Genomic DNA, 22,036 nt, shown 5'->3' with positions numbered 1-22,036 from the left:
TCGATTCCCCATTATTCAATAATTTCTTCCGGCGGCAGCACCGCTTTCAGGGAAGCGATGGCCACCTCGATCTGGTCGTCGTCCGGCTGCCGGGTGGTCAGTTTCTGCAGGGCCAGACCGGGCAGGATGGCGGTCCGTACCCAGGGCTTGTCCATGTGTTTCCCGGCAAATCGGATGATTTCGTAACTGATGCCTGCCACCACCGGCATGAGCAGGATCCGGGAAAGGATCCGCTCCCACAGGCTGGGCCAGCCCAGGAACGTAAAGATGAAGATGCTGATGAGCATGACGATCATCAGGAAATTGGTGCCACAGCGAGGGTGCAGCGTGGAAAAGGGCCGCACATTCTCCACCCGCAGAGGCAGGCCGTGTTCATAGGTATAGATGGTCTTGTGCTCTGCTCCGTGATACTGGAACACCCGCTGGATGTCCTTCTGCCGGGAGATGCCCCAGATATAGAGCAGGAAAATGCCAAGACGCAGGCATCCTTCGCACAGATTCAGCACCACCGGACTCACTCCCGTATTCTGGAGCAGTTTCATGGCTCCTGTGGGCAGCACCACAAACAGCAGGATGGCCAGCCCCACGGAAAAGGCAATGGTCCCGGCCAGTTCCAGGCTGCTCATTTTTTCCTCTTCTTCTTCGCCGGAGGCCTGGGCTGAGAACGACAGGGCCTTCATGCCGTAGATCAGGGATTCCACCAGAGAAACCACCCCCCGCAGGAAGGGTTTCTTCAGGATGGGATACCGGTCACTGATACTGCCGGCAGGCTTCAGGTCCACCGTGATCTCCCCGTTGGGTTTGCGCACTGCCACGGCGATCTTCCCCGGTCCCCGCATCATCACGCCCTCGATGACCGCCTGGCCACCGACACTCAATTTTTGTCCCATACACGCTCCTTTATCCACTTTCAGATACAACAAAAGGAGTGCTGCAGCGTCTGCAAGTCACTCCTTTTCCGTGCGCTTTTTTTATTTTGCGTCTTTGCCGTACCGTTTGTTGAATTTCTGGATCCGGCCCTGAGCGCTCATATCACGCTGTTTGCCAGTGAAGAAAGGATGGCACTTGGAGCAAACGTCCACGCGCAGTTCCTTTTTCACACTACCAGTTTTGAATGTATTCCCGCAGCCACAAATTACGGTGCATTCACCGTAGTTAGGATGAATTCCTTTTTTCATTCTTTACACACCTCTTTCTCAAACTTGCATTAATATATCCCGACATTAACGCTTGACAATTATATCACACTCCCCTATCCGGTGCAAGGGTCAGCGCATTTTTTCCGGCAAATTCCCGGCGGATCCCGCCCCGTCCCCTGCTCTCCGAGCCGGCCGCCATGGCAAGGAACAGTTTCATGGCCTGGGTCAGCCATTTGTCTTTGTGGTAGAACAGCTGGCGGTACATATACATGCGGAAATCCTTTACACTGAGTACCTGCAGCCGTTCCCGGTAGATACTGTTTTCTACCACATACTGGGGCAGGAAGGAAAGCCCCAGGTTCCGCTGGACCATATCCAGGATGAATCCGGTGTCGCTCACTTCCAATAAAGGATCCAGGACCAGCTGCCGGGCCGCCAGGTGCTGATCCAGGCTCAGCCGGTAATTGTCCGCCTTTTCCGTCAGGAAGAAGGGCTGGCGGATCACCTCCTCCAGGGGGATGTCCTTCCGGGCCGCCAGAGGCGAATCGATGGAGGAAACGAACACGATGTTCTCCCGGCGCTGGAACACTTTTACCCACTTCACATCATATAAGGGTTTGTCCAGTACATATACCAGGTCCACCTTATTGTGGTTCATGGCGTCCAGCAGCACGCTGGGAGAATCGATGGTGATGGTAATGTGGAGCTGGGGATAGTGCCGGGATACATAATCCACCATCTGAGGCATCCGGGCCTTGCACAGGCTTTCGATCATGCCCAGCCGCAGGGCCGCTGCCGGCGGCCGGTCATGCATGACCCCCTCCAGTTCGTCCACTTCCTGGAGGATGGGCTGGGCTCTCCGGGCCAGTTCCTGTCCGGGGGGCGTCAAGGTCACCTGTCTGCCCATCCGGTCAAACAGCTTCACCCCCAGTTCCTGCTCCAGAGAATGTATTTGTACACTCAGAGCGGACTGTGAGTATCCCATTTCCTTTGCAGCACCGGAAAAACTTTGCACTTCCATAATTTTCAGAAAGCTCTTTAGCTGTCTTAGTTCCATTTTGCCAGTTTTTCCTTTCAATTATCAAAAAAATTCATCGATTGAATCGAGTTTATTAATTTGATTTATGCCTGCACCCATAGTACACTGAATACACAGAAAAGTCAAACGTGCTGTTCCCAGCCGGCGGGAAACAGGTTTGCAATTTCAGGGGAGGTTTATTTTCATGAAACTCGGTCTTGTACCAAAAATTATCATTGCCATCATCATTGGTATCCTGATCGGACAGTATCTGCCCGAAGATGTATGCCGCACCGTCGTTACCTTATCCGGTATCTTCAGTAACTTCTTGAAATTCGTCATTCCCATGATGATCCTGGCCTACGTGACCATGGGCATCGCCGACCTGAGCCAGGGCGCCGGCAAACTGCTGCTGATCACCGCCTGCATTGCTTACGGTTCCACCCTGGTGGGCGGTACCTTCTCCTTCTTCGTAGCTGACAACCTGTTCCCGTCCTTCATCAACTCCGGGATCCTTGACGAACTGGCCAAGACTGCGGGCAAGAGCCTGCCGCCGTTCTTCACCATCACCATCCCGCCCATCCTTGACACCATCTCCGCCGTGGTACTTGCTTTCATCATCGGCCTGTGCCTGTCTTCCCTGCGGGGCAAGACCATCGGGGATACCCTGTATAACTGCTTCAAGGATTTCTCTGCCATCATCGACCAGGTCCTGACCCACGCCATCGTCCCCCTGCTCCCGCTGTACATCTGCGGTACCTTCGTGGACATGACCCGTTCCGGCAAGACCTTCGTCATCCTGAGTGTATTGTGGAAAGTTTTCCTGGTGGTCATCGCCATGCATCTGCTTCTGTTGTTCGTACAATTCATGGTGGCCGGCTCCTTCAGCGGCAAAAACCCCTTCACGCTGATGAAGAACCAGATTCCCGGCTACACCACTGCCCTGGGGACCCAGTCTTCCGCCGCCACCATCCCTGTCAACCTGGAATGCTCCAAAGCGGATGGAGTCTGTGAACAGATCCGTAACTTTGTAATTCCGCTGTGCGCCAACATCCATATGTGCGGTTCCATGATCACCATTACTGCCTGTGCCACGGCGGTCTGCCTGATGTACCAGATTCCCATCCACCTGGGCACGGTCGTACCCTTCATCATGACCCTGGGCGTTGCCATGGTGGCTTCTCCCGGTGCCCCCGGTGGCTCCATCATGACAGCCCTGCCCTTCCTGTGGATGATTTTCGGCAAAGGCCCGGGCGATCCCAACGGCCCCATCTGCGCTCTGATGGTTGCTCTGTATATCACCCAGGATTCCTTCGGGACTGCCTGCAACGTATCCGGGGATAACGCCATTGCCATTGTCGTGGACAAGATCTACAAGACCTGGATCAAGAAATAATTCCTGCTGAAAACGCTCTGCTCTTTTCTCCAACCTTCTTTCATCCCTGCAGCGAAGACTTGACATAAACTCCCTTTCGTTGCTATCCTTTCTGACATAGAAAGATTCGATTGCCAGGAAGCCAAGGAAAAGAGCAGAGCGTTTTTCTATTCCCTTTTAGGAGGTATATCATGAATATATTCGATATCATCGGACCGGTGATGATCGGTCCTTCCAGCTCCCATACGGCCGGTGCCTGCCGGTTGGGACGGGTTGCCAACAAGGTCATGAATAACGAAAAGCCCCAGGATGTGACGGTGGAACTGTCCGGTTCTTTCGCCCGCACCTACAAGGGACACGGCACCGACCGGGCTCTCCTGGCCGGCGTACTGGGCTACCACAGTTATTCCTCCGAGATCCGCAGCATCTTCAAGATTGCGGACAAGGAAGACATCACCTATCATTTCATCCCGAAAGATATCCCCAACACCCATCCCAACACGGCCCGGATCATAGTGACCGGCGTAAATGGCACCAAGTGCACGGTACAGGGCGCCAGCATCGGCGGCGGCAACATCCGGGTGGACTACATCAACGGCATGAAAGTGGACTTTACCGGCGAGCACAACACCATCCTGGTGCCCCACTACGACCGTCCGGGTGTCATCGCCGCAGTGACCAACATCATGTGGCAGAAATACAAGGACGTGAACATCGGCAACTTCAAGCTGTCCCGTCCGGTCAAAGGCGGTATCGCCATGATGACCATCGAAATCGACGGCATGCCTCCCACAGGGATGATCGACGATATCCGTTCCGTGCAGAACGTCACCAATGTAATCCTGATCCGTGCCATTTAAGGAGGGTCCCATGTTTAGCTATTCTTCCATTGCAGAACTTGTAGAAGCCGCCGAAAAAAGCGGCAAAAAAATCAGTGAACTGGTGCTGGCCGACCAGGCAGAAGCCCTGGAACAGCAGCCGGAGGAACTGTTCGATAAAATGTCCACGGATCTGGACGTGATGAGCGATGCTGTGAAATTCGGCTCCCAGAAGGATCAGCGGTCCACTTCCGGTCTCACCGGCGGTGAAGGCTGGAAGATGAATGAGTACGTGAAGCGGACCGGCGGCGGTCTGGCCGGCACCTTCATCGACCACGCCATTGCCCGGGCCCTGTCCGTAGCCGGCTGCAACGCCTCCATGGGGCGCATCGTAGCCACCCCTACCGCCGGCAGCTGCGGTATCCTGCCAGGATGCCTGCTGACCATGCTGGAAGAAAAAGGTGCCGATCGGAAAGATGTGATCATGTCCATCTTCACCGCCGGTGCCTTCGGGATGGTCATCGCCCAGAATGCCTGTATCGCCGGCGCCCAGGGTGGCTGCCAGGCCGAATGTGGCAGCGCCTCCGGGATGGCGGCAGCCGCTCTGGTGGAACTGGCCGGAGGGACACCCCGACAGGCCGCCGATGCCTGTGCCATGGCCATCGCCAACCAGCTGGGACTAGTATGCGACCCGGTGGCCGGACTGGTGGAAATCCCCTGCATCAAACGGAACGCCAGCGGTGTGGTCATCGCCTTCTCTGCAGCCGATATGGCCCTGGCAGGGATCCACGCCTGCATCCCTGTGGATGAATGCATCGAAGCCATGCAGGCCGTGGGCAACGCCCTGCCTGCCAGCCTGAAGGAAACTGCCGGCGGCGGTCTGGCCGTGACCAGGACGGGAAAAGCATTGAAAGAAAAGGTATTCGGAAAAGAAGGATAAGCTCTTTCGCCATACACTGTAAGAAAATAACAGGCCTTACATCAAAAACAACCAGGATCCCTATTTGGAACCCTGGTTGTTTTTTACCATGAACAGGGGGATTTCGTCTTTCCCCACCATATTGTGCTCATCCCGAGCCACTTTTTCGATATATTTCAGATCGCCCAGGTTGTCTTTCTCTTCCGCCAGGGCGGCATTTTCTTTTTTCAGCTGTTCGACTTTTTTTTCAGTCCGTACGCTTTCCTGGTGGATCTGGAAAATCCGGTAGCCCTGATGGACTGCACTGCCGATCAGGGGCAGGCAGCAGAACAGGACCAGGATCAGGAAGCGTTTCTGTGTCTTGTCTTTGGAATTCATAGGCTTGCCCTTCCATCTTGCGACAATATCAGCCTTGCTGCCTGGATAAAAAAGCAACCTGATGCCGGGGCATCAGGTTGCGGAGTCTGCCTCTTATTTGTTTACGGCATCCTTGAAAGCCTTGCCAGCTTTGAAAGCAGGAACGTTGGCTTCTGCGATTTTAATGGTTTCACCAGTGCGAGGATTCTTCCCGTTGCGGGCGTTGCGCACACGAGCTTCGAAAGTACCGAATCCGATCAGTTGTACTTTGTCTTTATTGGCAACAGCTTCTTTTACCGTATCGATGAAGGCGTTAACAGCTTTTTCAGCATCTTTTTTGGGCAGTGCGGTTTTAGACGCAACTTCAGAGATCAATTCACTTTTGTTCATAAGAAAATCCTCCTAAATAGGTATTGCGCCTACGTTGTGGCGCCTGACTATGGTCATATTAGCACAAACATTGGAAAATTGCACGCTTTTTTTTGCGAAAATCTTGAAAAACCCGCATGGGAACAGGGTTTCGGGGGATTGTCAAGGGTGTTCTGTAACATTTTTGGCCTGTTTCCAGCGATTTTCCAGGTCTTCCAGGGAAAGATCTTTCCAGTCCTTCCCATCAGCTTTCACCCTGGCTTCCAAGGCTTCGAACCGTTTCTGGAACTTGTTGTTGGCCCGGTTCAGGGTGGTTTCCGGTTCCAGATCCAGTTTGCGGGTGTACACGGCCAGGGCGAAGAACAGGTCGCCCAGCTCCTCTTCCGTATGATTCCTGTCAGAAGCTGCTGCCGCCTCCTGGAGCTCCTTTTCTTCCTCTTTCACCTTATCCCAGGCAGAAGCCGCATCTGGCCAGTCAAAACCGGTTTTTGCGGCTTTGGCACTGAGCTTGTAGGCCCGCATGAGCGCAGGAAGGCCCTTGGCGATGCCATCCAGCACATGGGTCCGTTCGGTCTTTTCCTGGGCCTTCAGGGTTTCCCAGTTCTGCATCACCTCACCAGCACCGCTGACCTTTGTATCCCCAAACACATGGGGATGACGGTGTACCAGCTTCTTCACCACATCATCGATGACGTCCTGCATGGTGAACAGCCCGTCTTCTTCTGCCAGCCGGGCGTGGAACACCACCTGGAGGAGCACATCCCCCATTTCCTCCCGCATGCCGGCCACATCGCTGTCGTCAATGGCTTCCAACATTTCGTAGACTTCTTCCACCAGTTCGCGACGCATGGTGGTATGGGTCTGCACCCGGTCCCAGGGACAGCCCCCCGGTTCCCGCAGCACCCGCACCAGCTCGATTAGAGGCCGCAGATCCAGGACCCCCTTTTTATGGATGCCTTTTTCATGGAGTATTTTCATGGTTGTCTCCTTTATCATGGGCTGTAGGGAAGATTCCACAGTCGTCTCTGGCCCTTTATCTTCTTTTGAAATCAGAAATCCGCAGCTCCCGGGTCAACACCAGCATCGTCCCGTACACTCCGGCCCCCAGTACCACTTCGGCCATGAGCCACAGGATCCTGCCTGGCAGGAAACTGCTGACTACCGGACCCAGGACATACACGGCCACACCCATGACGGCTGCGGACAGGATGATGCGGCCCAGATTCTTCCAGGGCAGGGTCAGCCGGTCGGTGTAATACAGGAAGCCCAGATTGGCCAGGCCGGCAGCCGCCAGATTGGCATCGGTAGCCCAGGCTGCACCCCTGATGTTATAAGCCGGGATGGCCGTCAACGTCCACAGGAACCCTACCTTCACCAGCAGGCTCAGCAGCATGTTGCACATCGGAACCCGGGTATGCCCCAGACCCTGGAGCAGAGCCGTGGATACCTGGTGAAGCCCTAGGAACAGGATGGCCGGAGCCAGGGCCGTAATGACCGGTCCGGCGAACCGGGTGCCGTACAGCACCTGGGAAATGGGCGTACCCAGCAGGTACACCCCCACAGCCGCCGGTACATTCAATAGCAGGAAGAAGCGGAAAGCCCGTTTCGTCTTGTTTTCCAGTACATCCCGCCGGCCTTTGGCCTTGGCTTCCGCCACGGCCGGAACCACAGAGGCCGCCAGGGAATTGGTGGGGATGGTCCCCATATTGACCAGGGGCATGGCCATACCGGAAAGGTAGCCCAGCCCCCGGGTGGAAGCGGCCACCGTAAAGCCCGCTGCCAGCAGGCGGTCAGGCACCAGGATCATCTCGATACCACTGACCACGGGCACCATCAGATTGGCACATGTCACCGGCAGAGCCAGGGAAACCAGCTGCCAGGCTGTAGAGGCCAGTGACAGCTGCTGTGCAGGCCCCTGGCACAGGTTCTCCTGGTGCCAGCGCTTCTGCTGCCGGTAATAGAACCAGAGCAGGATGCCCAGGCTGGCCACCGCCCCGGGCACAGCCCCGAAAGCCGCCCCGGCCGCGCCCATGGCCAGGCCCTGTGGCAGCAGCAGCCAGGCCAGCACCACCATGGAAACCACCCTGGTAAACTGCTCCAAGATCTGGGAAACGGCTGTAGGCGTCATTTCCTGGAAACCCTGGAAATATCCCCTGAAGCAGGCTACAGGAATGGAAAGGCCGATGGCAGGCACCAGCGCCAACATGGCCATCTGGGCCCGTCCGTCCTTGACGATGCCCCCATCGATGAGCCAGGGCACCAGCACCCAGGCCAGAGCTGCAAAGGCCACTCCTGCCAGGGCCATGAGTCCGGCCGAGATGCCCAGGATGCGCCGGGCCCCTTTCCGGTCATTTGCCGCTGCCCGTCGGGAAATCAGGATGGACATGGCCGCCGGAACTCCGGCGGAGGACAGGGCCACCAGCAGCAGGTACAGAGGATAGGCAATCTGATACAGCCCGATCCCTTCCCCGCCCAGCAGCCGGGAAAGCAGGATCCGGTTCACAGATCCCAGGATTTTCACCAGCAGTCCGGCGGCCGTCAGGATCAATGTCCCTTTCATAAAGCGGTCAGCCATGGAAACCTCCTTTTTGATGTCTCTGGCCGATGGAAACAAATTTCGCCAAATTTGTTTTGAACGCAATATCTGCTCCGCAGGCAATGTCTTACCCACTAGCCACTAATCACTAACACACTCCCCGGATTATACCATACGCGGAACGTTCTTTTCCAGCCACTGCAGGGGTTCTTCCTTCAGGCCGCGGGTCTTCAGAATGAACTGGGGCTGAGGTCCCATCTTCAGCATGGCCCGGGGGACGTATTCCCGGATGAGCGCCTGGAGTACATCCGGGTTGGCCTTGCTGTGGGGATCAAAGGTCAGCCGGATCTCACCGGGCCGCACGGATACGCCAGTGATTTTCAGCTTCCGGCACAGATCCCGCAACGCTGCCACCCGCCACAGGTTCACCACCTGCTGAGGAGGATTGCCGAACCGGTCGATGATTTCGTCCATCAGATCGTTCCGGTCTTCATATTTCATATCCCCAAAGCGATGGTACAGTTCCAGTTTGTACCGGGGATTGTCGATGTAGCCATCGGGGATGTAGGCGTCCAGTTTCATTTCGATGACCGGATCCGGCACCACCGGTTCGTCCGGGTTGCCTCCGTTCTGCAGGGTGTTGATGGTCTTTTCCAGCAGCCGGCAGTACAAATCGAAGCCCACACCGGCAATCTGGCCGTGCTGTTCGGCGCCCAGCAGGTTGCCGGCACCGCGGATTTCCAGATCCCGCATGGCAATCTTGAACCCGGCGCCCAGTTCCGTAAAGTCCCGGATGGCCTGCAGCCGTTTCTGCGCCACTTCGCTGAGCACCCGGTCCTTCTTGTACAGGAAGTAGGCATAAGCCAGCCGGGAGGAACGGCCTACCCGTCCCCGCATCTGGTACAGCTGGGACAGGCCGAAATTCTCGGCCCCGTCGATGATGATGGTGTTGGCCAGGGGCACGTCCAGTCCGTTTTCGATGATAGTGGTACACAGGAGCACGTCGAAATCCCCATGGTAGAAGCCCAGCATCACGTCTTCCAGCTCATCTTCCGTCATGCGCCCGTGGGCCACGCCGATGGTGATGCCCGGTACCAGTTCCCGCAGATGCGCGGCAATCCGGGTCAGTCCCTCGATACGGTTGTGCACATAGTAGATCCGGCCGCCCCGGCGGATTTCCCGCTCCAGGGCTTCCCGTACCATGCCATCATCGTATTCGGCCACATAGGTTTCCACCGGCAGCCGGTCCTCCGGAGGAGATTCGATGATGCTCATATCCCGCCCCTTCACCAGAGCCAGATGCAGAGTCCGGGGAATGGGCGTAGCCGACAGGGTCAGCACATCGATGCCTGCACTGCGCTGCTTGATTTTTTCTTTCTGGGCCACGCCAAAGCGCTGTTCTTCATCAATGATCAAAAGCCCCAGGTCATGGAATTCCACATCCGGATTCAGGATCCGGTGGGTACCGATGAGCACATCGATCTTGCCTTCGGCCAGTCGGTCCATGATCTCTTTCTGCTGTTTGGGGGTACGGAACCGGCTGAGCATCTCCACCCGCACGCCAAAGGAACCCATGCGCTGGCTGAAAGTAAGCAGATGCTGCTGGGCCAGTACCGTAGTCGGTGCCAGTACCGCCACCTGTTTGCCGTCCATGACCGCCTTGAAAGCCGCCCGGATGGCTACTTCCGTCTTGCCGTACCCCACGTCGCCGCAGAGCAGCCGTTCCATGGGCACGGGCTTTTCCATATCCGCCTTGATTTCGGCGATGGCCTTCAGCTGGTCCGGAGTCTCCTCAAAGGGGAAACTGGCCTCGAATTCCTTCTGCCAGTGGGTATCCGGTGCAAAGGCATGGCCCGGCGTGATCTTCCGCTGGGCGTACAGCCGCAGCAGTTCCGTAGCCAGGATGGTAATGGCCTTCTGTGCCTTCTTCGTGGCCTTCTGCCAGTCCTTGCGGCCCATGTTGGACAGCCTGGGCGGCGTGCCCTCGTTTCCCACATATTTGTGGAGCAGGCTCACCTGTTCCACGGGCACATGGAGCTTGTCTCCCTTGGCGTACTGCAGCTGCAGGTAATCCCGGTGGACGCCGTCGATTTCGATGGTTTCCACACCCATATACCGGCCGATGCCCTGTACGTCGTGGACCACATAATCTCCCACTTTGATGTCGGAAAAATAATTCAGAGCCGGCCCCTTGCCTTTCTGCCTGGCCAGCCGGCGCTTCTTCTGCATGCCGAAGATATCGCTTTCGGTGATCAGCAGCCAGGACTGATCCCAGAAATAGAAACCGTTGGTCAGGCTGCCGGCGAATACCACTCCGCCTTTTTCAGGCAAAAGCGGCGGTTTGTTCCGGTATTCCATATCCAGACCGTTTCCCTTCAGGCTTTCCGCCAGTCCGGCTGCCTTATCCGCCGTGCCCATCATGATCAGGGGATGGATTCCCTTATCCAGCCAGCCCTTCAGGTCTTTCTGGAGCAGGTCCGTATTCTTGTTGTAGGGTGCCATGGCCCGCACCTGTACATGGAGCTTGGGCGCCTCCGGAAAATGGGGATGGCCCAGATCGCTGACCAAAAGGCAGTGGATTTCCCCTGCCTGTCGGAGCATGGTTTCCTGATCCAGCAGCTGATCAGCGAATTCCCGGTTGTCCCCATAGCTCTTTTTGCATTCCTCAAAGAACCCGGCAGGTTCGTCCATGATCACCAGCTGATCCGGAGAAAAATACTGGAACAGGGAGGCATCAGCTTCCTGGCTTTCCATTGCCAATGGCATGATGGCCACCTGTTTCAGGGTGCCGGTACTGCGCTGGGTATCCAGATCGAACCGTTTCACCACATCGATGGTATTGTCGAACCATTCAATCCGCACGGGGTCCTTGCCATTGATGGGAAAGACATCCAGGATGTCCCCCCGCACCGCCAGCTGGCCCAGAGTATCCACCTGTTCCGTCCGTTCGTAGCCGGCCTTCACCAGTTTCTCCACCACCTGGGCCTGCTCGATTTCCTGGTTGGGAGCCAGTTTGATGTTCTCCCGCACCAGGCTTTCCGGCTGGGGCAGCTTCTGGATAGCCGCCTCCGCTGTAACAAAGATGACGCCCTCTTCTTTTTTATAGATCATCTCCAGGGCAGCAGCCCGTTCAGCCAGTACCTGTTCGTTGCGTGTATCCACCTGGCCATGGATCAGGCTGGCCGGGTACAGTTCCCGCATGGCCAGATCCGGATAGAAATAAGCCAGTTCCCGGCGCAGGCCGCGGATGGTCTCCCGGTTCACCGTCAGCAGGATGAGCGGCGGAGCCGCCTTCGTCAGTTCCTGCAGGGCACACAAAAAGCCGGCTTTCACCGATGCGGTAAGGCCGGTCAGATTCACAGGGCCTGTGGATTTCTTCCACAGCTCCCCTGCTTCCTGTACGTTCTTTTCCTGAAGCAGTAATTTTGTCAGTTCATTTGCCATAGATTTCTTCTCACATGTCAGATAACAAGCAAAACCGAAAGCCGCTTGGGGCTTTCGGTTGTTTTGCTGCTATTCCGTTCTTGTCTTTTACAGTTTGACGTTGATGTCGTCCCGGTTGAAGGTATGTACGGCATCCACGAACCGGACAGTGCCGGTGGAATACCGCATGGAAATGGTATCGGTCCGGGCACCATTGCCGAAGTAGTTGACACCCCGCAGGTTGTCGCAGTTGGTGATGGCCGTTGCGGTGAACATGGCATCATCGCCCTTGACCAGATCATCGATGGTCAGGATCTTCTTGGTATCTTCGATACCCATCTTGCGGCACCGTTCCACCTGGTCTTCGTTTTCCGGAACCAGACGGGCCTGCATATCGCCGCCCAGGCATTTCAGCCCGCAGGCAGCCAGCACGCCTTCCGGAGCGCCGCCCCGGCCGATGTACATATGCACACCGGACCCTTCCAGGCCGGTTTCGATGATGGGGTTCACATCGCCGTCGCTGATCAGACGGATCCGGGCACCTGCTGCACGGACTTCTTCAATGATCTTGCGGTGACGGGGACGGTCCAGCGCTACCACAACCAGGTCGTTCACTTTCCGGTTCATGGCTTTGGCAACCCGTTCCAGGTTCACGCCCACAGGATCGTCGATGTTGATGCAGCCCTTGGCACGAGGGCCGACAGCGATTTTATCCATGTACATATCAGGAGCATGGAGCAGGCATCCTTTGGGAGCAATGGCGATAACGGCAATGGCGCCGTTCTGGCCCTTGGCCACCAGGTTGGTCCCTTCTACAGGGTCCACAGCGATATCCACTTCCGGACCGCCGGCCCCTACATGTTCACCGATATACAGCATCGGGGCTTCGTCCATTTCCCCTTCGCCGATGACCACCGTGCCGCTGATGTTCACGGTGTCGAACATTTTCCGCATGGCATCCACTGCCAGCTGGTCAATGCCGTTCTTATCGCCCAGGCCAACGCCGCGGCCGCTGGCAATGGCGGCAGCTTCCGTTACGCGGACAAATTCCATGGATAATTCTCTATTCATTCACTACGCCTCCCATTAGTTCGGCAATTTTCATTGCCCTTTCATTGTACCTGCTATTCATCCAGAAATCAATGGTTATGATACTTCAAGGCTGCAGCAATGAAGGCCTTGAACAGAGGATGGGGATTGGTGGGACGGGATTTCAGTTCCGGATGGAACTGTACGCCCATGAACCAGGGATGTACATCCGTGGGCAGTTCCACCATTTCTACCAGTTTGCCGTTGGGCAGGGTGCCGCCCAGTACCAGACCGTGGCTGAACAGTTCGTCCCGCAGTTCGTTGTTCACTTCATAACGATGACGATGCCGTTCGCTGATCATCTCGGTGCCATAAGCCTGGTAAGCCAGGGTCCCGGGAACCAGCTTGCAGGGATAGGCCCCCAGCCGCATGGTGCCGCCCTTGATTTCCACGCTCATCTGTTCCGGCATCAGATAGATTACAGGGTACGGAGTGGCTTCGTTGAATTCCGTGGAGTTGGCTTTGGCCATGCCGCACATATCCCGGGCATATTCGATGACAGCGCACTGCATCCCCAGGCAGATCCCGAAGAAGGGGATCTTGTTTTCCCGGGCATACTGGATGGCACGGATCATGCCTTCAATGCCCCGGTCGCCGAAGCCGCCGGGCACCAGGATGCCGTCCACGCCCTTGAAGATCTTGGCAAAATCCACATTGGGATCTTCCAGATCCGAAGCATTGATGTATTCAATGTCCACATCGGCGTCATGGAAATAGCTGGCGTGTTTCAGGGCTTCCACGATGCTGATGTAAGCATCGGGCAGTTCCACGTATTTGCCCACCACAGCAATGGTGGATTTCTTGTCGTGGGGAGCCAGGATCTTCTTCACCATGGCATGCCAGGCCGCCATATCCTTCGGCTTGTCTTCCATGCCCAGTTTCCGCAGCACCACTTTATCCATGCCCTGGTCTTCCAGCAGCATGGGGACTTCATAGATGCTGGGAGCTGTGATGGACTGGAACACAGCGTCCGCATCCACATCGCAGAACATGGAGATCTTTTCCCGCATTTCCTTGCTGATTTCTTTTTCACTGCGGCAGACCAGGATATCCGGAGTGATGCCGATGCTGCGCAGTTCCTTCACACTGTGCTGGGTGGGTTTCGTTTTCAGTTCACCGGCAGCAGCGATGAAGGGTACCAGAGTCACATGGATGTACAGCACATCATTACGGCCCACATCCTTCTTCACCTGACGGATGGCTTCCATGAACGGTTCGGATTCAATATCCCCCACGGTACCGCCGATTTCAGTGATCACGAAATCCGCATTTTCTTCCCGGCCGACCCGGTAAACCCGTTCCTTGATTTCATTGGTGATATGAGGAATGACCTGTACGGTACGGCCCAGATAGTCACCGCGGCGTTCCTTGTTGATCACCGACTGGTAGATCCGGCCGGCAGTCACGTTGGAGTTCCGGGTCAGGCTGATGTCGATGAACCGTTCATAATGGCCCAGATCCAGGTCCGTTTCGGCACCGTCATCGGTGACGAACACTTCGCCGTGCTGGTAGGGGCTCATGGTACCGGGATCGATGTTGATGTACGGATCGAATTTCTGGATGGTGACCTTATAGCCTCTGCTCTTCAGCAGCCGTCCCAGAGAAGCCGCCGTAATCCCTTTACCCAAAGACGATACCACGCCGCCCGTTACAAAAATATACTTGGTCATTTTCTTCCTCCCTTTTTGGCTTTCGCCTAACTTACACTTACATATGGTCCGGAGCGCTGACACCCAGGATCTTCAAACCATGGCGCAAGGTATTGCCCACAGCTGTAATCAATACCAGACGAGCCTGCTGTACGGCAGGATCCACGCCCAGGACACGGCACTGGTTGTAGAACGAATGGAACAGTCCGGCCAGGTCGTACACATAATGGGCGATCTTATGGGGAGCCCGCTCGGCTGCCGCCGTTTCGATCAGCTCCTCGTATTCATTGAGTTTCTTGATCAGATCGATTTCGATGGGTTCCTTCAGGACGGTCAGGTCGCAGTCCTTGTCCAGGGCTACCTTGGCTTCCTCCAGCTGCCGCAGGATGCTGCAGATCCGGGCATGGGCATACTGTACATAGTACACCGGGTTGTCATTGGAATGTTCCGTGGCCAGGGTCAGGTCGAAATCCAGCTGGCTGTCCATGCTCCGCAGGATGAAGAAGAACCGGGCCGCATCGGTGCCCACTTCCTCGATCAGTTCGTTCAGCGTGACGCTTTTGCCCGTCCGCTTGCTCATCTTCACCAGCTGGCCGTTCCGGTACAGGGCAACCATCTGGAGGATCAGCACTTCCAGCCGTTCAGGATCATAGCCCAGGGCCTGCATGGCTGCCTTCACCCGGGGGATGTACCCGTGATGATCGGCCCCCCACAGGTTGATCACCCGGTCAAAGCCCCGCTGGAATTTGTTCTGGTGGTAAGCGATATCCGCAGCAAAATACGTGGATACTCCGTTGTCCCGGATCACCACCCGGTCTTTATCGTCTCCGAAGGCTGTGGATTTGAACCACTTGGCTCCCTCTTTTTCGTATACATACCCTTTTTCCTGGAGTTCATCCACCACCTGGTTGATCTTGTTGGCATCGTGGAGGGTCTGTTCACTGAACCACACATCGAATTCACAGTTGAACGCTTCCAGGTCTTCCTTCAGGGCCGCCAGCTTCTCTTCCTTGGCAATGGTCTGGAACTGTTCCAGGCGCTGTTCTTCCGGCATGTGGATGAATTTGTCGCCGTATTTGGCCTTGATCCGCCGGGCGGTCACCTTGATGTCTTCCCCATGGTAGCCGTTTTCCGGGAATTCGCAGGGGATATCGAACAGTTCCAGGTACCGGGCATTCACGGACAGAGCCAGGTTGTGCATCTGGTTGCCGGCATCGTTGATGTAGTATTCCCGGGTCACATCATACCCGGCGGCCTTCATCAGGTTGGCCAGGGCACTGCCCACAGCCGCTCCCCGGCCATGGCCCACATGCAGCGGACCGGTGGGGTTGGCGCTCACGTACTCGATCTGGATCTTTTCGCCTTTCTTCGCCGGCAGGTTGCCGTAGTTTTCCCCTTTGTCCACAATCGCCTTCAAAGCGGCAGCCAGCCAGTCCTCTTTCAGATAGAAGTTCAAAAATCCGGGACCGGCGATTTCCACTTTATCCACCTGAGGGCAATCCAGGAATTCCTGGACGGCTCCGGCGATTACCCGGGGTGCACAATGGAAATTCCGGGCCGCCTGCAGCGCAAAATTGCTGGCGAAATCGCCAAAAGATTTCTGGGGCGGTACGGTCAATACCACCGGTGCCAGTTCGCCCTGGGGCAGCTTGCCTGCCTCAATGGCCTTCCGGACGGCTGCTGTTACCGCTTCCGCCAGTACATTCTTCATGTCCACTGATTTTTTCCTCCTCGATTTCAATTCGTAAACAAATACTTCCGCTGGGCTGATCGTCCATTTCCAGATCGTAGAGCAGCCGCACCTTCCAGCTGTGTTCCTGCCGGTCAATGGCCAGGCTGCGGGTGAACACCGTCATGGGTACAGTAAAATACGGGGTCCTGTATTGAAACGTACTGTTCCGGCCCCGTTCGTACTGCTGCCGATGTTCATAACGGCCGTGCCGGATCACCGTCAGGGAATCTGCCGTCCATTTCAGGGTGGTACGGGTCCCCTCCATCCCGGTGACCTCCGATTCCGCATAGCGGACGTAGGTGGTCCCGTTTTTTTCGGTCAGCTGCCCAAAGGCCACCAGCGTAATGGGTTTCGTATCCCCCAGCCCCTGGCTTTCACTATGGATGGTAATCTTCACAGGTGTCATGGCGTCTCCACAATAAGTAGAGGGTTGCCCCTGTGCAAGCCAGCACCATCAGCGCGGCGAAGGAGCAAGCCCTCATTCGGATTTCGTTATGATTATTTTGTACAGCAAAAAAGTGATTATCCTTGCCTTATTCTTGTTTATTTTATATTAATCCTCTCCAAAAGGCAAGGGGGAGAGTTCAGGAAAGCAGGGAATTCTTCAATTTATTGCCACAGGGATGGATTCTATTATATAATGAAATCTATTCTTGAAAACGAAAGGAAAGGAAGTGTATCTATGCATATTGCATTGAGCACGGTGATCGCCCTGGTTCTGTATTTTGCGTTCCTAGTCGGAATCGGTCTGATCACGTATAAAAAGGATGAGGACATGGAAGGTTACGCCCTGGGGGGACGGGCCCTGGGACCCTGGGTCACTTCCATGAGTGCCGAAGCTTCGGACATGAGCGGCTGGATGCTCATGGGACTGCCGGGGTATGCCTACATGGCCGGCATCAGCGCCTTCTGGATTGCCCTGGGCCTGATCCTGGGTACCTGGGTCAACTGGATGGTAGTTGCCAAACGGCTGCGGGTCTTCACCAGAATCATGGGCAATGCCATTACCCTGCCGGAGTACTTCGACAACCGGTTCTACGACAAACACAAGAAGCTGCGGATTGCCTCCGCCTTCTTCATTTTCATCTTTTTCCTGATCTATACCTCTTCCAGTTTCGTAGCCGGGGGAAAACTGTTCAATACGGCGTTCGGGCTGGATTACCGGTATTCCCTGTTCCTCACCGCCGGCATCGTGGTATTCTACACCCTGATGGGGGGCTTTGCCGCCGTGTGCTGGACGGACCTGTTCCAAGGCTTCCTGATGTTCTTCTCCATCCTGATCGTGCCCATCACGGCCATGTATACCATCGGCGGCGTGGATGCCACCATCGATCGCCTGAACGCCATCAGCCCCAATTATTTCAGCCTGCTCCAGGGTGCTGACGGCAGCATGCTGAGCCTGACGGCCATCATCTCCTTGCTGGCCTGGGGCCTGGGCTACTTCGGACAGCCCCACATCCTGGTCCGGTTCATGGCCATCCGGGATCCCAAGAGCATCAAACAGGCCACCCACATCGCTGTGACCTGGGTAGTGATTTCTCTGGCCATGGCTGTCCTGGTAGGGCTCACCGGCCGTGTCTACCTGGGCGATGTGCTGAAGGGCGGCGCCGCTGAAACCGTCTTCATCCAGATGACGGGCCATTTCTACCATCCCTTCATCGCCGGCATCATCACTTCCGGTATCCTGGGAGCCATCATGAGCACCTCGGACAGCCAGCTGCTGGTAGCAGCCTCGTCGTTCACCACTGACTTCTACAAGATCCTGATCAATCCCAAGGCCACAGCCGGGGAACTGGTACGCATGAGCCGCATGATGATCATCGTGGTTTCCGCTCTTTCCCTGGTGCTGGCCATGAATCCGGACAGCATGATCCTGAACATCGTATCTTACGCCTGGGCCGGTTTCGGAGCCGCCTTCGGTCCGCTGGTGCTGTTCTCCCTGTTCTGGCGCCGGATGACCACCAACGGAGCCTTTGCAGGCATCATCGTGGGCGGTACCACCGTACTGGTATGGAAGAACTTCTTCGCCTTCACCGGTGTTTACGAAATCATCCCCGGATTTATCCTGTCTTCCCTGGCCATCCTGCTGGTGAGCCATCTGGACAAGGAACCGGAGCCGGAAGTGGTGGCCCGGTACGACGAGGCAGTTGAAAAGCTAAAAGAAGAATAAAAAGTCACTAGTCTCTAGTCACTAGTCGATGGAAGCCAGCCTCCGCTGGCAAAGAAATAGAGGAGCTGTGAGTTTTTCACAGCTCCCCTTTTTTACTTCTGCATCACGGTCAATTTATGGCCGTTCTTTTTGATTTTGCCCTGGTTCTGCAGGGTGGTCACCGTGCTGTCACCGGTCAGTTCCCACGTGGCTCCTTTGGCCACGTTTACGTTGATACTGCCGGTGGCTTCCCCCGCCTGGTTCTCCACCTGGTTAACAGTGCCCTTGAACGTGGTCCCTTTGCCCAGGGTCAGATCCAGCCGGGAAATGGTGTCCGCCACGATGGCCCCTTGGAGTTTCTGATTCTCCGTGTTCACCTGGGCCCTGCCGCCGTTCTTTCCGGCCATGCCCCAGCCCCGGGAGGCGCTGTTGCCGGCCACCCACAGCAGGGCGCCCTGGCCGTCCAGGTTCGTCAGTGCCACGTTTTTCAGGCTGATGGTACAGTCCGTATTCGTCACATAGAACAGGTCACCGTGATGGCCGATGAGCCTGCCGCCCTCCATGCTGAAGGAGGACGTACCCTGTTCGGCATCCCCGCTCATGGACTGGTAGATCATGACTGTGTGGACGTTCTCCTCGGCAAAGGACCGGTCCCCCATTTTCCGATTGGCATCCATGGACCCTTCCAGGGTACAGTCCGTCAGGGCGATCTTGTTCTTGCCCTCGATGACAGCCCCTTCGGAATGGGCCGCCGTCAGCTTCGCATCCGATACGGAGATGTCCGCCGTGGAATAGATGGCCGGAGAACCGCTGCCCTCGGTGGCATAGGTGCCGCCGTCCACCTTCACGATGCCGCCGCCCCGGTCGCTGCGGATGGCCGCCGACGAATTGCCGGTGGTGTGGATGGCCAGGTTCCAGGCCCGGGTAGTAGCGCCGCCGGTGGTCTGGAGGCCGCCGGAATTATCGCCGGTGGTGTCGATGGTCACGTTCTCCGCATCCAGTTCCGTCCCCTTGCCGTAGCTGAACAGGCCGTTGCCGTTTTTGGCGCTGGAGATGACTCTGGAATTCTTGATGGTGACCTTCGCCCCGTCCGTGGCCAGAAGGGCCGCATTCATGCCATAGAAGTCACCGCCTTCCGTATTGGAGGAGGCGCCGCCGGTCTTCTGGATGGTCACCTGGTCCAGGTTGGCCGGTACACCGGTGACCCGCAGGGCGTTTTCGTCCTGGCCGCTGGACGTATAGACCTGGTCCAGGAACACACCCTGCCGGTCGATCGTATTGGCTGCCGTACCCTGGGTCACCTGGCCGGGAGGGTTGAAGCCGCCGGGAGGCATCCCCAGGGGCATGGTGCCGCCGGGAGGAGGCGGAAACTGCGGGCCACCGGCAGGAGGCGCCGCAAAAGCCGGTACAGAAGCCGTAAGAGAAGCCAGCACGCAGAGCACGGCCAGCCGTTTTTTCGTATTCAGCATCATATCATCAAGACCTTTCCTGTCATATCGTTTCATGTTCTTCACATGGAACCATTATAGACAGGGATTCTGTAAATAAAATGAAAGGCAATTCCTGGTGGCGGGCTTACCGGGCGACACGGCTCCGCCGGTCTTGGTAAGCCCCTACGGATAAAAAATGAACTTTGGTTTTCTACCGTAGGGGCACACCAAGATTTTTGCCGTAGGCAAAATATCGCCCGGTGCGCCCGTTTATTATAAAAAATCGCCGATGGCGATTTTTTCACCATCGGCTGTTTGCTAGCGACTAGAGACTAGTGACTATTTTGCAATATACGATTGATTCCGCTTCAACGGGCTGTCCAGATCCTGTCCCCCCAGCACCGTCACCTTTTTGCCGGCGCTGGTAAACTGCACGGACTTGATCTCCGGAAGCTCTGTCAGCGTATCCACGATGGCGTACAGCATCAGCAGTGTATCCTGATCACCCCGGCGGGTGCGGAATTCCCTGCTGAAATCCACAGTAGCCACTTTATCCTTCACAGTAACCTTGTTGACCTTCAGCCCTTTGGGGAAGGTGGTATCCCCTTCCGGCTTCTTTTCTACCAGTTCTTTCATGAGCTGCAGCGGCAGCTGGTCCCGGTTGCCGCTGATCTTCACCGTACCGGCGGTGAGCTTGCCGCCCCTGCCGGCCCGGTAGAGGGTGAACTGGCTGGTCTTGGACTGATCAGCTTTCTTATCCTGCTGCGTCACCGTCTGCCCGTTCTTGGGTGCATCCGGATGCGTCGTCTGGGCCGCTCCGCAGCCACCCAGCAGCAGCCCGGTTCCTACCAGGAGCACAGCCGTCCATTGGGTCAGCGTCTTTTGCATAGTCCTCAACCTCCCTGGTGCTGATTGTAGAAGTCTGCGATCCCGTCGGCAATGGCGTTGGCTACCTTATTCTGGAACCAGTCGGAGATCAGCAGTTTTTCTTCCCTTGCATTGGTCAGGAACAGACATTCCACCAGTGCCCCGGGCATGGTGCTCCGCTTGTTCACGTAGAAGTTGGCGAACCGCACTCCCAGGTCATCCACATCAGCCGTTTTCATGAGCTGATCCTGGATGCACTGGGCTACCTGGATATCGTACTTGGTCTTGGGATAATAATAGGTGGAGAACCCGCCCACGCTGGTGTTCTCGCTGGCGTTGATGTGGATGCTGATGAACATATCCGAATGGCTGTTCTCGGCCACATCCACCCGTGCCTGCAGTTCTTCCGCATCAGTAGCATCGGGCCCGTACACATCCACATCGGTAGTCCGGGTCATGTAGACGATGGCACCCTTCTTCTCCAGCAGTGCCTTCACCTTCTTGGTGATGGGCAGCGTTACGTCTTTTTCAAAAGTACCGGTCTGCAGTCCGTGGGTCCCGGGATCCGTACCGCCATGTCCGGCGTCCAGGGTGATCCGTTTGCCTCGGATTCCGCCCACCACCGAATAGGTATTGCCGAACCGGGGTCCGCTGGGTTTCGTCCAGGGAGAACTGCTGGGCCGCTGGGGCTGCTTCGGTTTGAAAGTCTTCTGGGGCGGAGCCGCGATGACATCCACCACCACCCGGGTGGGCCGTTTGGCAACCCGGTCTTCCTTCAGGCTGAACACGTTGAACATCCCCTTCTGCAGGGGCTTGTTCATCATCACATGGACTACGGTAGAATTGACTTTCCGTTCCAGATACACTTTGGAAACGTAGGTAGCCTTTTTGGGAGTGGCCACCCGGGGAATGGAGGACTTCAGATTACCGTACACTGTAACCCGCAGTTCGTTGTCCAGCATCTCCGTCTTATATTTCGTTGGCTGGTTGGTATCCAGGACTATCCGCAGCCGCCCGTTGGGATTGACACCGTAGACCACATCCTGGATTTTCGAAGCTGCCTGTGCATTGCCCGTTCCCAGACATGCTGCCAGACAGAAAACAAGTAACAGCAGTTTTTTGAACACCTTGAACCTCCTCTGGGGAAACCAGCCGCACTTTCCGCT

19 protein-coding genes are annotated in these 22,036 nt (G+C 56.3%); 4 read left to right on the top strand and 15 right to left on the bottom strand.

The window, feature by feature from the left end; all coding sequences use genetic code 11:
* Positions 1-11: 11 nt before the first annotated feature.
* From ACR0QW_RS00650 to ACR0QW_RS00640, 3 genes are all read right to left on the bottom strand, one after another.
* Entirely contained in the window at positions 12-890 is an 879-nt protein-coding gene (locus tag ACR0QW_RS00650; protein WP_432641797.1) for a DUF1385 domain-containing protein, read from the bottom strand.
* Positions 891-971: 81 nt separating this feature from the next.
* Positions 972-1,178, bottom strand: a complete 207-nt coding sequence (gene rpmE / locus ACR0QW_RS00645) for a 50S ribosomal protein L31 (protein ID WP_071143223.1) — start codon at positions 1,176-1,178, stop codon at positions 972-974.
* 64 nt (positions 1,179-1,242) lie between these two features.
* On the bottom strand, positions 1,243-2,196 hold the full coding sequence (locus ACR0QW_RS00640) for a LysR family transcriptional regulator (protein ID WP_432641796.1): 954 nt from the start codon (positions 2,194-2,196) through the stop codon (positions 1,243-1,245).
* A gap of 166 nt (positions 2,197-2,362) precedes the next feature.
* On the opposite strand from ACR0QW_RS00640, the gene ACR0QW_RS00635 reads away from it, so the two are divergent.
* From ACR0QW_RS00635 to sdaAA, 3 genes are all read left to right on the top strand, one after another.
* The gene (locus tag ACR0QW_RS00635; protein WP_432641795.1) at positions 2,363-3,553 is read left to right on the top strand and encodes a dicarboxylate/amino acid:cation symporter; all 1,191 of its coding nucleotides are present in this window, start codon (positions 2,363-2,365) and stop codon (positions 3,551-3,553) included.
* A 170-nt stretch (positions 3,554-3,723) separates the two neighbouring features.
* A complete protein-coding gene (sdaAB, locus tag ACR0QW_RS00630; RefSeq protein ID WP_432641794.1) occupies positions 3,724-4,392 on the top strand; it encodes an L-serine ammonia-lyase, iron-sulfur-dependent subunit beta in 669 nt (222 codons plus the stop codon).
* Between the two features lie 10 nt (positions 4,393-4,402).
* The gene (sdaAA, locus tag ACR0QW_RS00625; protein ID WP_432641793.1) at positions 4,403-5,290 is read left to right on the top strand and encodes an L-serine ammonia-lyase, iron-sulfur-dependent, subunit alpha; all 888 of its coding nucleotides are present in this window, start codon (positions 4,403-4,405) and stop codon (positions 5,288-5,290) included.
* A 60-nt stretch (positions 5,291-5,350) separates the two neighbouring features.
* On the opposite strand, the gene ACR0QW_RS00620 is transcribed toward sdaAA, so the two are convergent.
* From ACR0QW_RS00620 to ACR0QW_RS00580, 9 genes are all read right to left on the bottom strand, one after another.
* Positions 5,351-5,647: an FtsB family cell division protein gene (locus tag ACR0QW_RS00620; protein WP_432641792.1), complete on the bottom strand. Its 297-nt coding sequence runs from the start codon at positions 5,645-5,647 to the stop codon at positions 5,351-5,353.
* Between the two features lie 93 nt (positions 5,648-5,740).
* A complete protein-coding gene (locus tag ACR0QW_RS00615; protein WP_071143227.1) occupies positions 5,741-6,016 on the bottom strand; it encodes an HU family DNA-binding protein in 276 nt (91 codons plus the stop codon).
* Positions 6,017-6,157: 141 nt separating this feature from the next.
* A complete protein-coding gene (gene mazG, locus ACR0QW_RS00610) occupies positions 6,158-6,973 on the bottom strand; it encodes a nucleoside triphosphate pyrophosphohydrolase (RefSeq protein WP_432641791.1) in 816 nt (271 codons plus the stop codon).
* 55 nt (positions 6,974-7,028) lie between these two features.
* Entirely contained in the window at positions 7,029-8,570 is a 1,542-nt protein-coding gene (locus tag ACR0QW_RS00605; protein WP_432641790.1) for a putative polysaccharide biosynthesis protein, read from the bottom strand.
* Between the two features lie 126 nt (positions 8,571-8,696).
* Positions 8,697-11,975: a transcription-repair coupling factor gene (gene mfd, locus ACR0QW_RS00600; RefSeq protein ID WP_432641789.1), complete on the bottom strand. Its 3,279-nt coding sequence runs from the start codon at positions 11,973-11,975 to the stop codon at positions 8,697-8,699.
* A gap of 87 nt (positions 11,976-12,062) precedes the next feature.
* Complete coding sequence (gene glpX / locus ACR0QW_RS00595; RefSeq protein WP_432641788.1) at positions 12,063-13,025, bottom strand: class II fructose-bisphosphatase; 963 nt, start codon at positions 13,023-13,025, stop codon at positions 12,063-12,065.
* A gap of 68 nt (positions 13,026-13,093) precedes the next feature.
* On the bottom strand, positions 13,094-14,713 hold the full coding sequence (locus ACR0QW_RS00590) for a CTP synthase (RefSeq protein ID WP_432641787.1): 1,620 nt from the start codon (positions 14,711-14,713) through the stop codon (positions 13,094-13,096).
* A 37-nt stretch (positions 14,714-14,750) separates the two neighbouring features.
* Entirely contained in the window at positions 14,751-16,409 is a 1,659-nt protein-coding gene (gene argS / locus ACR0QW_RS00585; RefSeq protein ID WP_432641786.1) for an arginine--tRNA ligase, read from the bottom strand.
* Positions 16,351-16,830, bottom strand: a complete 480-nt coding sequence (locus ACR0QW_RS00580) for a DUF1934 domain-containing protein (RefSeq protein ID WP_432641785.1) — start codon at positions 16,828-16,830, stop codon at positions 16,351-16,353. Before ACR0QW_RS00580 ends, argS begins: the two co-directional genes overlap by 59 nt.
* 276 nt (positions 16,831-17,106) lie before the next feature.
* Here ACR0QW_RS00580 and putP point away from each other — a divergent pair, with 276 nt between their 5' ends.
* Positions 17,107-18,594 carry a sodium/proline symporter PutP gene (gene putP / locus ACR0QW_RS00575; protein ID WP_432641784.1) on the top strand — a complete coding sequence of 496 codons (1,488 nt, stop codon included), beginning with the start codon at positions 17,107-17,109 and terminating at the stop codon, positions 18,592-18,594.
* Between the two features lie 92 nt (positions 18,595-18,686).
* On the opposite strand, the gene ACR0QW_RS00570 is transcribed toward putP, so the two are convergent.
* The 3 genes from ACR0QW_RS00570 to ACR0QW_RS00560 form a co-directional block, all read right to left on the bottom strand.
* Complete coding sequence (locus ACR0QW_RS00570; protein ID WP_432641783.1) at positions 18,687-20,045, bottom strand: hypothetical protein; 1,359 nt, start codon at positions 20,043-20,045, stop codon at positions 18,687-18,689.
* Positions 20,046-20,342: 297 nt separating this feature from the next.
* Positions 20,343-20,891, bottom strand: coding sequence for a GerMN domain-containing protein (locus ACR0QW_RS00565; RefSeq protein WP_432641782.1), 549 nt, complete (start codon positions 20,889-20,891; stop codon positions 20,343-20,345).
* 5 nt (positions 20,892-20,896) lie between these two features.
* The gene (locus ACR0QW_RS00560; protein WP_432641781.1) at positions 20,897-21,997 is read right to left on the bottom strand and encodes an N-acetylmuramoyl-L-alanine amidase family protein; all 1,101 of its coding nucleotides are present in this window, start codon (positions 21,995-21,997) and stop codon (positions 20,897-20,899) included.
* Positions 21,998-22,036: the final 39 nt, after the last annotated feature.

Source organism: Acidaminococcus sp., from assembly GCF_050873445.1.
Lineage (GTDB): Bacteria > Bacillota > Negativicutes > Acidaminococcales > Acidaminococcaceae > Acidaminococcus.
The sequence above is the reverse complement of the archived record's forward strand: the minus strand, read 5'-3'. Positions and strand labels throughout refer to the sequence as shown.